Annotated in this window: 11 protein-coding genes and 1 riboswitch; of the genes, 2 read left to right on the top strand and 9 right to left on the bottom strand. The window is 47.4% G+C overall.

The features are described from left to right. Positions 1-72 precede the first annotated feature (72 nt). From thiQ to mpl, 5 genes are all read right to left on the bottom strand, one after another. Positions 73-777, bottom strand: coding sequence for a thiamine ABC transporter ATP-binding protein (thiQ, locus tag KIV40_RS02760; protein WP_012126906.1), 705 nt, complete (start codon positions 775-777; stop codon positions 73-75). After that, positions 777-2,363: a thiamine/thiamine pyrophosphate ABC transporter permease ThiP gene (gene thiP, locus KIV40_RS02755; protein ID WP_285347914.1), complete on the bottom strand. Its 1,587-nt coding sequence runs from the start codon at positions 2,361-2,363 to the stop codon at positions 777-779. The genes thiQ and thiP overlap by 1 nt, the downstream gene beginning before the upstream one ends. A gap of 14 nt (positions 2,364-2,377) precedes the next feature. Beyond that, the gene (gene thiB / locus KIV40_RS02750) at positions 2,378-3,370 is read right to left on the bottom strand and encodes a thiamine ABC transporter substrate binding subunit (protein ID WP_285347913.1); all 993 of its coding nucleotides are present in this window, start codon (positions 3,368-3,370) and stop codon (positions 2,378-2,380) included. 68 nt (positions 3,371-3,438) lie between these two features. Continuing rightward, positions 3,439-3,588, bottom strand: a riboswitch (TPP riboswitch). 32 nt (positions 3,589-3,620) lie between these two features. Next, positions 3,621-4,259 carry a flavin prenyltransferase UbiX gene (locus KIV40_RS02745; RefSeq protein WP_012126903.1) on the bottom strand — a complete coding sequence of 213 codons (639 nt, stop codon included), beginning with the start codon at positions 4,257-4,259 and terminating at the stop codon, positions 3,621-3,623. Beyond that, a complete protein-coding gene (mpl, locus tag KIV40_RS02740; RefSeq protein ID WP_285347912.1) occupies positions 4,259-5,617 on the bottom strand; it encodes a UDP-N-acetylmuramate:L-alanyl-gamma-D-glutamyl-meso-diaminopimelate ligase in 1,359 nt (452 codons plus the stop codon). Before mpl ends, KIV40_RS02745 begins: the two co-directional genes overlap by 1 nt. 314 nt (positions 5,618-5,931) lie before the next feature. On the opposite strand from mpl, the gene fbp reads away from it, so the two are divergent. Together fbp and ppa are read left to right on the top strand one after the other, a co-directional pair. Then, entirely contained in the window at positions 5,932-6,948 is a 1,017-nt protein-coding gene (gene fbp, locus KIV40_RS02735; protein ID WP_005430527.1) for a class 1 fructose-bisphosphatase, read from the top strand. 125 nt (positions 6,949-7,073) lie between these two features. Further along, on the top strand, positions 7,074-7,604 hold the full coding sequence (gene ppa / locus KIV40_RS02730) for an inorganic diphosphatase (protein ID WP_285347911.1): 531 nt from the start codon (positions 7,074-7,076) through the stop codon (positions 7,602-7,604). 64 nt (positions 7,605-7,668) lie between these two features. Here the strand turns inward: ppa and KIV40_RS02725 are convergent, their stop codons facing one another. The 4 genes from KIV40_RS02725 to KIV40_RS02710 form a co-directional block, all read right to left on the bottom strand. Then, positions 7,669-8,028, bottom strand: a complete 360-nt coding sequence (locus KIV40_RS02725) for a DUF2799 domain-containing protein (protein WP_285347910.1) — start codon at positions 8,026-8,028, stop codon at positions 7,669-7,671. A gap of 123 nt (positions 8,029-8,151) precedes the next feature. Further along, positions 8,152-8,499 carry a gamma-glutamylcyclotransferase gene (locus KIV40_RS02720; protein WP_285347909.1) on the bottom strand — a complete coding sequence of 116 codons (348 nt, stop codon included), beginning with the start codon at positions 8,497-8,499 and terminating at the stop codon, positions 8,152-8,154. 33 nt (positions 8,500-8,532) lie between these two features. Then, entirely contained in the window at positions 8,533-12,405 is a 3,873-nt protein-coding gene (locus tag KIV40_RS02715) for a translocation/assembly module TamB domain-containing protein (RefSeq protein WP_285347908.1), read from the bottom strand. Beyond that, on the bottom strand, positions 12,402-14,114 hold the full coding sequence (locus tag KIV40_RS02710; RefSeq protein ID WP_285347907.1) for an autotransporter assembly complex family protein: 1,713 nt from the start codon (positions 14,112-14,114) through the stop codon (positions 12,402-12,404). The genes KIV40_RS02715 and KIV40_RS02710 overlap by 4 nt, the downstream gene beginning before the upstream one ends. Positions 14,115-14,152: the final 38 nt, after the last annotated feature.

Raw genomic sequence — 14,152 nt, 5'->3', positions numbered from 1 at the left:
GCTCATTCAAACTCCCAAAACCAAAAAAGGTTGATGCTTGCATCAACCTTTTATTTTTCTATCTCAGGGTAATCACCCTGCCGCTTTAACAAAAACCTTCAATGCAGTACTGCTATGTTGAGCGTTAAGCTCACCAATCTCTCCTGCAGCTTCAACCTGACCACCAGCCACAAAAGCAAAATGACTAGCAATCGCTCTGGCGTCACTCAAATGGTGCGTCACCATCAATACTGTAATGCCGCGCTCAGCAGCCAACTGTTTAACCAGTGTCAGCATCTCTTCTCTCAATACTGGGTCTAACGCAGAAAAAGGTTCATCGAGTAACCACATTGGGTGCGGCTGAACAAAACAACGCGCAAGTGCCACACGCTGACGCTGACCACCAGAAAGATGTTCAGGTAAACGGTCCAGATACTCAGCAACCCCGACTTGCTTCGCCGCTTGCTCAACAAGCAGTTTTTGGTCTGCAGTGAGCTTTAAACCCGGATGTAAACCCAAACCAATATTGTCCCTTACTGACAGGTGAGCAAACAGATTATGCTCTTGGAACAGCATTGAAAACGGACGCTGATACGGCTCTTTACGCACGATAGACTCACCATCAACCAGAATATCGCCATGGTCTGGATTAATAAAACCAGCAACTAACGCCAATAAGGTTGATTTGCCCGCCCCACTCGGCCCCATCAGTGAAACGATTTGTCCACGCTGAATAGCTAACTCAAAACGAAACAGTTCACGTTGATAGGTGTACTGCACATCATCCAACACTAACATTACGCTCTCTCCTTCGTTTTCAACACTTTCTCAATCACCGCAAAACAGCCGACGCTGAGTAACAGCAAAGTAACCGATACCACGGCAGCGGCATCCATTTGATAACTGCCCAGCAGTTGGAATAGATACAGCGGCAAGGTTCTAAATTCTTGCCCGCCAAACAAGGCAATCGCACTTAAGTCGCCAATTGCAAACATAAAACTGATAGCAAAAGCATGGGCAAACGGCTTGCGCAGCGCTTGCCATTCCACGACTTTAAATCGTTGCCAACCACGCATGCCTAAGCTGGCACACACGTACTGATACTGCTGCTCAATGTGCAACATAGGTTGAGATAAAGTCTTAATGACATATGGCAATGCCATCAAGCCATTAACTAAGATGACCACAAAAAACGCCAAGCTGAATACATCGGTAAACGATCGCAGTAATAGGAACAATCCGGTGCTAATCACCAATCCCGGCGTTACTAAGATAATGGTTCCAATCAGCTCAATTTGATCGGCGCGAGTATTTTTATACTGCAATCGCCAACGTCGACTGGTCAGCAGAATCGACACACCAGCAGCAACGGCAAGAGAGCTCGCCTGTACCGCAACTTTGAGTGAATTGAACAGTGCAGACCAAAAGCGCTCATCGGTCAGTACCGACCAAACTTGCTGGTTGATACCACTGAACACCACCATCATAAGTGGCGGTATTACTAGTAAAAAGGCACCCATGATCCAAAAGCTATCCCAAGCTTTTGACCACCCATGATCCTTCGTTAAATATTGCTGTACCGATGTACTGCTAGCGCTTACTGAGACTGGCTTCGTCAACTTCTGCACGCCAATCGCTAACAAGCCACATAGTAGCATTTGCCACAGTGCCAAAAGTGCCCCAGCCTGCAGATCAAAATCGAACTTAATCGCCTGATAAATGGCGAGTTCAATGGTGGTCGATTTCGGTCCGCCGCCTAACGCCATCACGGTGGCAAAACTGGTAAAGCAAAGCATAAATACTAAGCCACTTACGTGTGGTAATTGCTGCCTTAGGCGTGGCCATTCCACCCAGCGGAATTTGTCCCAATGACTCATTCCAAGGTGTGCACACAGTTTATGTTGCTCTGCGGGGATCGACTCTAATGCCTGCAAAAGTAGCCGCGCTGCATAAGGCATATTAAAGAACACATGCGCAAGTAAAATGCCGTTCAGACCATAGATGGAAAACGGCAGCTCAGCGTCGATACTTTTCAGCCATTGAGCTAATAAGCCGCTATTACCATAAATCGCCAATAAGCCAAATACACCGACTAACACAGGCAGAACTAAGGTAGACGCAAACAACTTTAATAGTAGAGACTTACCATAGAACTCACGTCGAGAAAGCGCATGAGCAACCGGAATAGCCAAACCGACACTCAAAAGCGTAGAGAGAAAAGCTTGGTAAAAGCTGAACTTGGTAACGTGCTGATAGTATGGGTCTCCCCACACCATAGACACATCAAGTGAAGGCGCTTGAACAATCAAAGCACCTAGGGCAGAAACAACAAAGGTCGCGATAATCATCGCGACCCCTAACCCTATTTTCGGAACAGAATTCAAAAGTAGAACCTATGTTAGAACGTCAATGCGCTTTGCCACTCGCGAATCCAAGTCTTGCGCAATTTCGCTACTTCATCTGCACTAAAGCTAAGTGGCTTGCTTGGTACGCTTAAGGTTTCAAAGCCTTTTGGTAATTCAACGTCAGTCACTGGGTACATCCAGTTACCTGTTGGCATCGCAGATTGGAACTCATCACTCAAGATGAAATCCATGAATTCATCCGCAAGTTCCGCATTCTTTGAACCTTTGACCTTAGCCGCCACTTCCACTTGCATGTAGTGGCCTTCGGTAAAGTCTGCGCTGGCGTATTTCGCATCACCTTCTGCAATCAAATGGTACGCTGGAGAAGTCGTGTAAGACAGCACGAGGTCGGACTCTCCGTTCAAGAACATCGAGTAAGCTTCTGACCAGCCTTTGGTAACCGTAACTGTTTTCGTTGCCAGTTGCTTCCATGCTTGAGTCGCATCATCGCCGTAGATGGACTTCATCCACAACATCAAACCTTGACCCGGAGTCGAAGTACGAGGGTCTTGGTAAATCACTTTCAGATCATCACGCTCTTCCACCAGCTCTTTCATGCTTTTTGGAGGGTTCGCCAACTTCTCCTTGTTGTATACAAACGCGAAGTAGCCGTAATCGTACGGTACGAAGGTCTTATCATCCCAACCGTTAGGCAAGGTCGTCTTCGATGTATCAACGTTGTGCTCAGCCAGAAGCCCAGTCTTTTTCGCTTCCGCCATCAGGTTATTATCCAAACCTAACACGATATCCGCTTTGCTGTTGCTTCCTTCCAAGCGAAGGCGGTTAAGGATTGAAACACCGTCGTCCAGCGCGACGAAGTTAACATCGCACCCGCATTTGGCTTCGAACGCTTTTTCGACCTTAGGACCTGGTCCCCAATCGGCAGCGAAAGAGTCATACGTATAGACAGTTAGGGTGTTTTCAGCGGCAAACGCCGAAGTAGAAGTGATGGCTGCAAGGGCAATCAGACTAAGAGTGGTTTTCACTGCTCGCTCTCCATTTGCATTATTGACATGAATTGAGCGGCACAGGGTTGAGGCGGTATTTAGGACTTCCAATATCCAGACTCAATTCCTACGCCAGCATTATCTGGTTCAGGTAATACGGGTCCCTGTTTGCTCAACAACGTTAAGCGATTAGGTCTCAGCGCCCAATGGTATTGATAAGCTCAATGCCAAGTGGGTTTGCTCCCCGATGAGTTGGATGGATTGTAAAGGTCTTTGATTGATTACACAATCAACGTTGGTCATAACCCCAACGTGGCACTAAACCTTGCTCAATGCCAAGGTGATCCAGAATTCTCGCCACCATAAAATCCACTAAGTCTTCGATAGTTTTAGGTTGATGATAGAAGCCCGGCGCTGCAGGCATAATGGTGACACCCATTTGCGAAAGCTTGTGCATGTTTTCAAGGTGCAACGTCGAGAATGGCGTTTCACGCACTACAAGCAGCAACTGTCCGCGCTCTTTCATTACCACATCAGCAGCGCGCTCAATCAAGTTATCCGACATGCCGTGTGCAATGGCCGCAACACTACCTGCAGAACATGGACACACCACCATTTGCTTAGGCGCCGCAGAGCCAGAAGCCACCGGCGAAAACCAGTCGTCTTTGCCACAAACGGTGATGTTATCTGGATTGCAATTAAGGTGCTCAACCAGCGCTTTTTGCGCCGCTTCAGGGCCACTTGGGAGTTTCAGGTCATGTTCGGTCGCCATTACCACGCGCGCAGCCGAAGAGATCAACACGTAGACGTGGTAATCCGCTGCCACTAAACATTCAAGAAGACGAAGTCCATACGGGGCACCAGAGGCGCCCGTTAATGCGAGTGTGATGGCTTTTTTAGGGGTTACTTTTTGCTGCATAGATGTCATTAAGCTTTTTGTTTCAGTTGTTCCAGAAGCTTGCCGTGGATACCACCAAAGCCACCGTTACTCATCACGAGGATTTGGTCACCTGGCTGCGCTTGCTCTACGATTTTTGCGACGAAGCTGTCCATCTCTGCATCAACAAACGCAGGCTGTTTACACTGGTCTGCAATATCCTGTACCGACCAATCAATGTTATCCGGTTGGAAGAGGAACACTTCATCGGCAATGTGTAGAGAAGCCGCTAAAGTATTCTTATGCACACCACGTTTCATGGTCGCAGAACGAGGCTCTAAAACGGCAAGGATACGTTTTTCACCAACCTTGTTACGTAACCCACCCAATGTCAGTTCAATCGCCGTTGGATGATGAGCAAAATCATCATAAACCGTCACGCCTTGCTCTTCGCCTTTTAGCTCCAAGCGACGTTTGGTATTAATAAAGCGACCAAGAGCCTGACAAGCTAACTCAGGAGCCACACCAACATGACGCGCAGCAGCAATAGCCATCAAAGCGTTATCTACGTTGTGGTCACCAACAAGGTCCCAATCTACAACGCCCACTTTCTCACCTTGCAGTGACACTTCAAATTTAGAACCATCGACAACCAGCTTGTGTGCTTGCCAATCACCATCGACACCAGAGAACTGCTTTTCAGTCCAGCAACCGCGCTCGATCACGTCTTGTAGCGACTGATCTTGCTTTGGTGCAAGGATCAAACCGTTGCCCGGAACAGTGCGCACCAAGTGGTGGAATTGACGCTTGATCGCTTCTAGATCGTCGAAGATATCTGCATGATCGAACTCAAGGTTATTCATGATCAGTGTGCGTGGATGGTAGTGAACAAACTTAGATCGTTTATCGAAAAAAGCACTGTCGTATTCGTCTGCTTCAACGACGAAAAACATACTTTCACCCAAGCGTGCTGACACACCGAAGTTACCCAACACACCACCAACTAGAAAGCCCGGTTGGTAACCGCAATCTTCTAAGATCCAAGCTAGCATGCTTGAAGTGGTGGTTTTACCATGGGTACCTGATACCGCCAGAACCCAGCGATCGTGCAATAAGAACTCTTGTAACCATTGTGGGCCCGAGGTGTAACGCATATTGGTATTCAGCACATGCTCAACACATGGGTTACCACGGCTCATCGCGTTACCAATCACCACAAGATCTGGTTGTGGGTCAAGCTGAGAAGGGTCAAAGCCTTCAATAATTTCAATACCTTGAGACTCCAACAGGGTGCTCATTGGTGGATAAACGTTGGCATCCGAACCCGTCACTTTATGGCCTAGCTGACGCGCTAAAATTGCCGCACCGCCCATAAACGTGCCGCAGATACCCAAGATATGAATGTGCATAAACTTAACCTTGTAATGCGTTCTTTAATCCTTTCATTATCGTGATAACCACCAGAAAAGCGAGTGCCTTTCACCCTGTTCGTGCAGTCTCTTTCACAAATCTGACAAGGCTTAGGCCTGACTGACCAAGCATTAACCAAGCGGTTCACGTCTTATGCAATAAGACAAATAAATTGAGATCTCAGTCGGTTACTTCATTACCATTAATAAGATCTGCGACTTAAACTTACATCTAGCGCAATCGTTTAACATCCATAAAGAGATGCCCCCGTTGCGCAACACCCCCAACGAAATGAAAAATGTAAGGATAAACCATGTCAGGACTGCGCACCCTAGGCGAGTTCATTGTTGAGAAACAAGCGGATTTCCCCCACGCTAGCGGTGATCTTTCATCTCTATTAGCTTCTATTCGTTTAGCTGCAAAAATCGTAAACCGCGAAATCAATGCGGCAGGTCTTGGTGATATCACTGGCGCTGTAGGTACAGAGAACGTACAAGGCGAAGATCAGCAAAAGCTTGATGTATACGCGAACGACAAGTTCAAAGCAGCGCTCGAAGCACGCGACCAAGTGTGTGGTGTAGCCAGTGAAGAAGAAGATGAAGCGGTTGCGTTCAATAAAGAACTTAACCAAAACGCAAAGTACGTTGTACTAATGGACCCACTCGATGGCTCATCAAACATCGATGTGAACGTGTCTGTTGGTACGATTTTCTCTATTTATCGTCGAGTTTCTCCTATTGGTACCCCACCAACAGAAGAAGACTTCCTGCAGCCTGGCCACAAACAAGTGGCGGCGGGCTACGTGATTTACGGCTCATCGACCATGTTGGTTTACACCACGGGTAATGGCGTAAACGGCTTCACTTACGACCCATCGATTGGCAGCTTCTGTCTATCTCATGAAAACATGATGATCCCAGAAGACGGCAAGATCTACTCGATCAACGAAGGTAACTACATCCGCTTCCCGCAGGGCGTGAAGAAGTACATCAAGTACTGTCAGGAGAATGTGCCTGAAGATGGTCGCCCATACACTTCTCGCTACATCGGCTCATTGGTTGCAGACTTCCATCGTAACCTGCTGAAAGGCGGCATCTACTTGTACCCAAGCACGCAAAGCCACCCTCAAGGCAAGCTGCGCTTGTTGTACGAGTGCAACCCGATGGCATTCTTAATTGAGCAAGCTGGCGGTTTGGCGTCTGACGGTGTAAACCGCATTATGGATTTGAAACCTACCGAACTGCACCAGCGAGTGCCTTTCTTTGTGGGTTCAAAGAACATGGTCAACAAAGTCGAAGAGTTTCTTGAACTGAATCGCGAAGAAGACTAATTTCAGACCTTTGTCCAACGCGGCGGGTGTTTACCTGCCGCGTTTTTGTCGTTAAAGTGAACTGCGTAAATGTTAGCCAGATTGAGCCTTTCCACGCTTAATCCTCAATGAAAAGGAATATTCAAATGAGCTTAAATAACGTACCAGCAGGTAAATCACTGCCTGAAGATATCTACGTCGTCATCGAAATCCCTGCCAACGCGGACCCAATCAAATACGAAGTAGATAAAAACACTGGTGCTGTGTTTGTTGACCGTTTCATGTCTGCACCTATGTTCTACCCATGTAACTATGGCTATGTGAACGATACTCTTTCTCTAGACGGTGACCCAGTGGACGTATTGGTTCCAACCCCTTACCCATTGATGCCAGGCTCTGTGATTCGCTGTCGTCCAGTCGGCGTACTGAAAATGACGGACGAATCGGGTGAAGATGCAAAAGTGTTTGCTGTACCGCACTCAAAAATCTCAAAAGAGTACGAAGGCATTCAAGATGTCGGTGACATCCCTGAATTGTTGAAAGCACAGATCACACAATTCTTCGAACGCTACAAAGAACTTGAAGTGGGCAAATGGGTCAAGGTCGATGGCTGGGATGACGTTGCTGCAGCAAAAGCGGAAATCCTAGAGTCTTACGAGCGTGCTCAAAACAAATAATCGTAAGTAACAAATAACAAAAGAGCTACCAATTGGCAGCTCTTTTTCGTTTTCATAGCTTGGTTTAATAGCCACCCGCCGTCGACAATCTGCCTGATTCATAATCGTTGTGGAAAAATGGGTCTAAATCATCGCAGATGCCATAGTAAGGAGCGCCTCGTACGCCGAGAATATAAGCGCTTTGCTGACAATACTCTTCCTTACCCTCCTGGTAGCCAGTTTGGTAGGCCATGATGAGTTCCGGAGTGGCACGGTTAGTGTCATCTAACTTGGCAATACGGTCTTCGGACAACTCAAGCGAGCCGTTTAGTGCTGTTTGTTTGCCGAAAGCTTGCCAGTCTGTCGCGTTAACAGAGCTGGGTAGTGTGGTTTGCGCACAAGCGTTGAGAAATAGAAGCATAGCGCCGATGATGATGGTTCTCATAAGTTATCCTTAGGCTTGAAACAACAGACCGTCGGACCCCCCCTTGAATACCCGTTATCGAGTACCAATTCGACAGTCATAGACTTTCACTACACATGCTTACGCGTACTCGCGAAGTATAGTTCACACCCTTTGGCACCAATCCCCAGAAGCAATCTCTTCTGTGAGTTGCTCAGTATCTTGGTATAAGTAGATCCAAGCTTGGCCAAATGGCGTCGCAATGGTTTCTCTTCGATACTCAACCGGCACATCTTCAAGCTTATCTAACTCGCTGAGTGTATCGTTATCAATTAAATACACTTCGCCTTGTATCGCTTTTTGCCCAGTCGACAACGCGGGATAACGACCTAGATCGTACAAAGCAAATTGGGCATCAGTCTCATGATGCCCGAGAAATTCTGCGGTTTTCAAAAAGTGATGATTGCACTCTCCTTTGCGTAAGGTGCCATACACAAATACCAAATGCTGCATAACCACTCCTTAGTTATGTTTTAAAAGCTAAGCTTAGTTGAATTCAAACTGGTAGAGCAGATCAACCGCACTATCGACGCCCGATACCGCCTCTAGGTACAAATCTTTCATCAAACGGTAACGAACAGTGAACTCACCCAGCGAGGTAAAGATACCTACGCCGTACTTCACTTGCAGACCTGGCAAGATATAACCACTTACTGTCACCTGAGAGTTATCTCCCGAACCAGCCGTATCCAATTGCAAGTCTTGTACACCAAAAGCTTCACCGATTTCACCAACTACCTTGCCGCTCTTCGCCAAGCTTAGGCCGATCAACGTTGTAGTCATGGCGTTACCGCCCGACTCCGCATCGATATCTTGACCGCGCAATAGGTAAGACAGTGCGTTCGCTTGTGGCATCGCCGGATCCGAGAAAATTTCTACGGTCGGGTCACTTGCTGGGCCAGTTACTCGAACACCGGCTGTCACATCGTCTTGCGTGTTGTCTGGGTTACGAATCGCTTTGATTGATACGTAAGGCTGATCCGCAGGGCCATTCATCATGATCTTACCTTCTTCGATCACCAAGTCTTGGCCGAATGAGCGGTAAGAACCGTCGACGATATTCACTTCACCAACAATGAATGGACCTTTGTCTTTTTGTGTCACATTCAAGTTACCTTGCAAGTCACCTTTTAGACCGAATGCAGACAATTGGAAGTCATCGCCAATCTTGATGTTGATGTCAGTTTCTACGTTAAACGGCAGTGCTTGTTCGCCATCGACAGGCTGCATATCTTTATTCAAGATAACCGTATCGCTCGATACGCCAACCGCACTTGGTGGCAACTCATCCACTAAGATACGACCCCACGGAAGATTGATGTTGCCTTCAACCTTGGCCAGTTGAGGCGTCACGTCAATCGTCATGTCTGGCTCGACTTTGATTCGCACCATTGGCGGCATATCGACTTTCAGCTCTTTTGCAAAAACACGAGCTTTGGTGTGCCAGTTTTCCAGATCGCGCCAATCCGCATCACCGTTAATTTCCAGCTTACCATCGGGTGTAATAATGCCTGCATCTAAATCTGCTTGATGCCCTCTGAAGTTAATCGCGACTTTGCCCGAGTTGATATCAATTGGCGTCACATCACCTTGCAACTTCATCTGGTCAATCAAGAACTGACCATTCACTTTCGGATGCATCACATCACCCGACAGAGCCAGATCCGTATTCATGTTCGCTTTGAATAGGCTGTACTCACCGATAAGTGGCGCTAAGAAGTCTAAATGGAACGTCGACAGCGACACTTTACCGTCAATAGTTGGGCTCTCTGACGAGACATCATTTAACGACACCTTACCGGATAAATCGCCGTTGTCTGTAACATCAAATAACCACTCAGCATTCAGTTTATCTTGGGCTAACTTAGCTTTTAGGCTGACACTGTCCCAGCCGACCTTAATTGGCTGTTCTAGCGCTTGCTCAACCTGACCTTTCGGCATCTCCACATTTACCGTCACTTCCGGTTTCATGTCTGGTGCCCATTTTGCGTCAGCATTCGCGTTCACCGAGCCTTGAAGCTTGGTCTCTGCTGGCAAGAACTGTTTAATTTGGTCAAAGTCAAAGTTAGTGATGGCTAACTTCGCTTCACCGCTCTTACCAACACTGATGTCTTCCGTTAGACACACTTTTGAGTTTGCTTGCAACCAACAATGTGCCTGTACATTCGCAATCTGCTTATCGATGTTAACCTTAACTGCCGTTGATTTTTGTAGCGCCCAAGGGCCTTGGGGGGTACTTAGCGTTAAGCGACGCAATGCACCATCCCAGATCATTTCTGGCTTTTGCTTGAAGCTACCTTCGATCTCTAAACTACTTGAAACAACATCTGAAACCACATCCAACGTGAGTTGATGCAGCGTCTCATCGCCTGTCACTTCAAGGTCCGCACTATCGATTTTGATGTCATCGTAAGTGATATTTTTCGCAATTAGGCTGACATCAGCTTTCGGCGCAGGCAGTGGAGTCACATCGCCTTTCAGCGTAATGGTTTCTACCTTCGCTTGTTGTTGCCAATTCACTTGGTTAAGCGCGAGATCTAAGTTGATGTCTGGCTGTTTCAGGCTACCACGAAGTGCGATATTACCATTCATCTTACCGCCAAGGTCCGGTACGCTTTTCGCGAAATCGGGGAAGTTAACTTCAACATCCATCAAGATCTGTTTGTCGATCTTACCTTTTGCTCTCAATGAGTTGGGGCCATGGGACAAAGCTAAACCTTGTGTATTGAGCTGAATATCCTCGCCTTTACCCGTCTTGTCAGATGCCTTTAGCTGACCTTCAATATTCAGCGGGTAGCCACGCAGAATACCGTCGATGTCCAGTTTAGGCAGACTCACTTGCCAGCCACCTTGATCGGTTAGTGAGCCTGAAGTCGATAGACTACCGCTGATATCACCTTCAGCTTCTGGCCATTGTAAACCTGGCTGAATGTTCTTCAGGTTTAGATCGGCTTGCCAGTTGATTGGCGCAGCCCAGTTGGCCATCACCTTACCCGCTAACTCACCGCCTAGCGTTTTGACAACTATGCTGTCTAAATCAATCTGTTCTAGGGTACCTTTACCGTTTAACGCCACATCCACAGCAGGAATATCTTTACCCGACGCCTTGGTTTCTAACGCAACGGTGTAGCCCTCTAGTGAGCCTGTAGCGACTAGGCTAGGAACAGAAACTTGGTAATCACTCTTACCACTCAATGGCCATTGCGCAGCAACATCTTTCAGCTTGATATCAAATGGCAACTCAGGTTTAAGCGGTTGAATTTGACCTTCAATCGTCGCTTTCACCAAATCAGACAGGGTCGCCTGCAATGATAAATCGCCAACCGAGCCAGACGCAGAAAGCGATAGTTTCTGCCCCTTTGCGTCCGCTTGTTTAACCAGAGCATCAATCTGCGCTTGAATTGGGTAATCGGCCGATAATGTCACTTGCGTACTTAGCTGGCCTTCGACTTCTGGCATATCAAGCTCTAGCGTTTTGACATCGACGTTATCACCACCAGCCGTTGCCTCTAGCCCTAAGTGGTGAACAATCACAGGTGTGTTACCCGCTAATTTAAAGTCATGAATATCGAGACGTTTTGCTTCAACGGTCAGTGGAATCCATACCTCAGGCAGCACAATCCCTTCTGGCTTCGTTTCAGCTGTAGGTTTAGCTTCCTCTGCAGCTGGAGTTTTCGCCTCTTTAGGCTGGCTTTCTGTTGCCTTTGGTGTCGCTTTAGCTTGCTCGCTCTTGGCCTTTGGTTCCGAATCTGCTGCTTGTGATGGCTTCTCTTCTGTGGCTTCGTCATTTGGTGCAAGTGCCACATTGATAGCTTTCAATGCCGTTGGAGCAATCACCAAGCGGTCACCTTGCATCGACAATGCGGTAGAGAAGTCTTGCCAATCAACCTTGTTACCTAAGATATTCAGGTTAATGTCGTTAAAGCTGACTTTATTGACGAAGATTGGCACTGGTGTGCTGATGGAGCGCAGCGGTGGTGTTTCTTCTTCCGGCTCATCACTTGCCGGTGGCAACTCTGGCATTTGGAAGTTAACACCCTGCAGCGCGAGCTCATCCACACACACTTTAGGGTCAAAGAAACAACGGAAGTTCATCGCTAACGTTAAGCTTTCCACCTTAGCATCAACATGGAGAGACTCATCCACAAAGCTGACGTTATGCAGCGCAAAACGTGGGAATAGTGAGCCTTGAATTTGCTCGACTTTAAGTTGCGGTAACGCTTTTTCTGCCCCCCAAAGTGCCAACTTTAGACCTGGGTGGGTAAATAGAATGGTGCCGACTAAAATCGCCAGCAACACAATAAGAGTCAGTAGACCGATTGAGAACCATTTCGTCCACTTCAGTGTTGTTTTCATCATAGCTCTGGCCCCAAAGAGAAGTGGATACGGAATTCTGGATCTGGCTCGGCGTCTAGGCCCCAAGCAAAGTCAAAGCTCACCGGACCGACCGGTGATGCCCAGCGGATACCGACACCCGCACCCGATTTCCATTCAGGGGTTTTATTAAATGCGTCACCAATGTCGTAGAATACCGCCCCCCACCAGTTGCCATGCACACGATACTGGTACTCTAACGTACTGGTTACCATGTATTTCGCACCGGTCAATGCGCCACTCGAGTCTGTTGGCGAGATCGATTCGTAGCCGTAACCACGAATGTTGTTGTCACCACCAGCGAAGAAACGCAGCGATGGCGAGAGTTTTTCAAATTCATCAGTGACGTTGGCGCCGCCTTCAAGGCGGAATAAACCACGGTGGTTTTGTCCGATACCACGAATCCAAGATGTGCGACCTAACAAACGAAGTACGCGAGTTTCAGACAACAACGCCGGGTCACCGTATTCAACCGTCACACTCTGTTTATCGCCCCACATTGGCATGTTACCGCCACGAGTCCGTGTACGGGAGAACGAAGCACCAGGTAAGACAAACTGCACACCATCTTCTTGCAAGCCTTGCGAAAAGTTTTCGTACAAGTGGCGTACATACAGTGTTTTATGCCAGCCGCCATCAGTAAGCCAGTGGCGCTCTACCGCAAGACTCGATTCCAAGCTTTCCGTATCTCGGTTATCGAGATGCTTCAAACCGAACTGAAGTTGGTAGTATTCGTGCAATACGTCATCAAGTGGGATCTTGTAGCCAGCCGTGATGGTCTGCTCTGGTTTAGACAGAGAAAGCGCGGTATCAAAGCTGTGGCCTCGCGCACTCACCCATGGTTTTTTCCATTTCAGCGTACCGCGCACACCAGTATCGGTAGAGTAACCAATACCCGTTTCAATTTGGTTTTTCGCAGCAGGAGCAAGTGAGACTTTGATTGGCAGGTCTCGACCATCATCTAACTTGGTGAGATCAGGCTCAACAAACACCGATGAGAACCAATCCGTATTCGAAAGGTTCTGGTTATATTCACCCACTTCAGAGACCAAGTAAGGCTCACCGGTTTTAAATGGGCGCAAAGAATCAACGCGATCTTCCCAGATCTGACTACCTAAAATTTCAACCGTACCAAAGTGATAACGGATACCACTGTCATAGTGCAGACGAACGTTAGCTTCATTAAGTTCGGGCACCACCTCTAAACGGCTCAATTTAAAGTCACCGTTAAAGTAGCCACGTTGCAACGCTAAGTTACGAATACCTGATTTTAGAGCGTCGTATTCCCCTTGGTTTAAGACTCGACCTTCTTTCAAGCGTGATTTTTTGATCAGGTTCGTGAATTCTTCATCTTCCCCCGCCTCACCTGAAATCACCACGTCAATTTCTTTGATTCTGACAGGTTCGCCCGGTTTGACGTTGACGATCAATTCATCATTATCTTTCGTAATAGTGTATGAAATTTTCGCATGATAATAGCCAAGCGCATTGAGCGCTTCAGTGATACTTTGTTCCAATCGCGCCTGAAAGCGCAACGACGTCGAGTAATCGTCTTCTGGAATTGAAGACAAGTAAGCGTTCACATTATCTTCTAGCGCGCCATCAATGCCCTTTATCTTTAAGGAAACATCGGCGTAAGCGCTATGAGAAAAGGCAAGTAGACTGACAATGATCGGGGTAGCTTTTCTTATCATGCTTTTTAGCTGGATGAGGTTAAATAAACGTAAACAAT

The organism is Vibrio sp. D173a (genome assembly GCF_030248475.1).
This window is presented reverse-complemented; position numbering and strand designations above follow the sequence as displayed.

Coding starts and splice junctions, on each gene's coding strand:
- thiQ (WP_012126906.1), bottom strand. CDS start 777: ATGTTAGTGTTGGATGATGTGCAGTACACCTATCAACGTGAACTGTTT.
- KIV40_RS02720 (WP_285347909.1), bottom strand. CDS start 8,499: ATGCAGCATTTGGTATTTGTGTATGGCACCTTACGCAAAGGAGAGTGC.
- KIV40_RS02725 (WP_285347910.1), bottom strand. CDS start 8,028: ATGAGAACCATCATCATCGGCGCTATGCTTCTATTTCTCAACGCTTGT.
- KIV40_RS02715 (WP_285347908.1), bottom strand. CDS start 12,405: ATGATGAAAACAACACTGAAGTGGACGAAATGGTTCTCAATCGGTCTA.
- KIV40_RS02710 (WP_285347907.1), bottom strand. CDS start 14,114: ATGATAAGAAAAGCTACCCCGATCATTGTCAGTCTACTTGCCTTTTCT.
- ppa (WP_285347911.1), top strand. CDS start 7,074: ATGAGCTTAAATAACGTACCAGCAGGTAAATCACTGCCTGAAGATATC.
- fbp (WP_005430527.1), top strand. CDS start 5,932: ATGTCAGGACTGCGCACCCTAGGCGAGTTCATTGTTGAGAAACAAGCG.
- KIV40_RS02745 (WP_012126903.1), bottom strand. CDS start 4,259: ATGACATCTATGCAGCAAAAAGTAACCCCTAAAAAAGCCATCACACTC.
- mpl (WP_285347912.1), bottom strand. CDS start 5,617: ATGCACATTCATATCTTGGGTATCTGCGGCACGTTTATGGGCGGTGCG.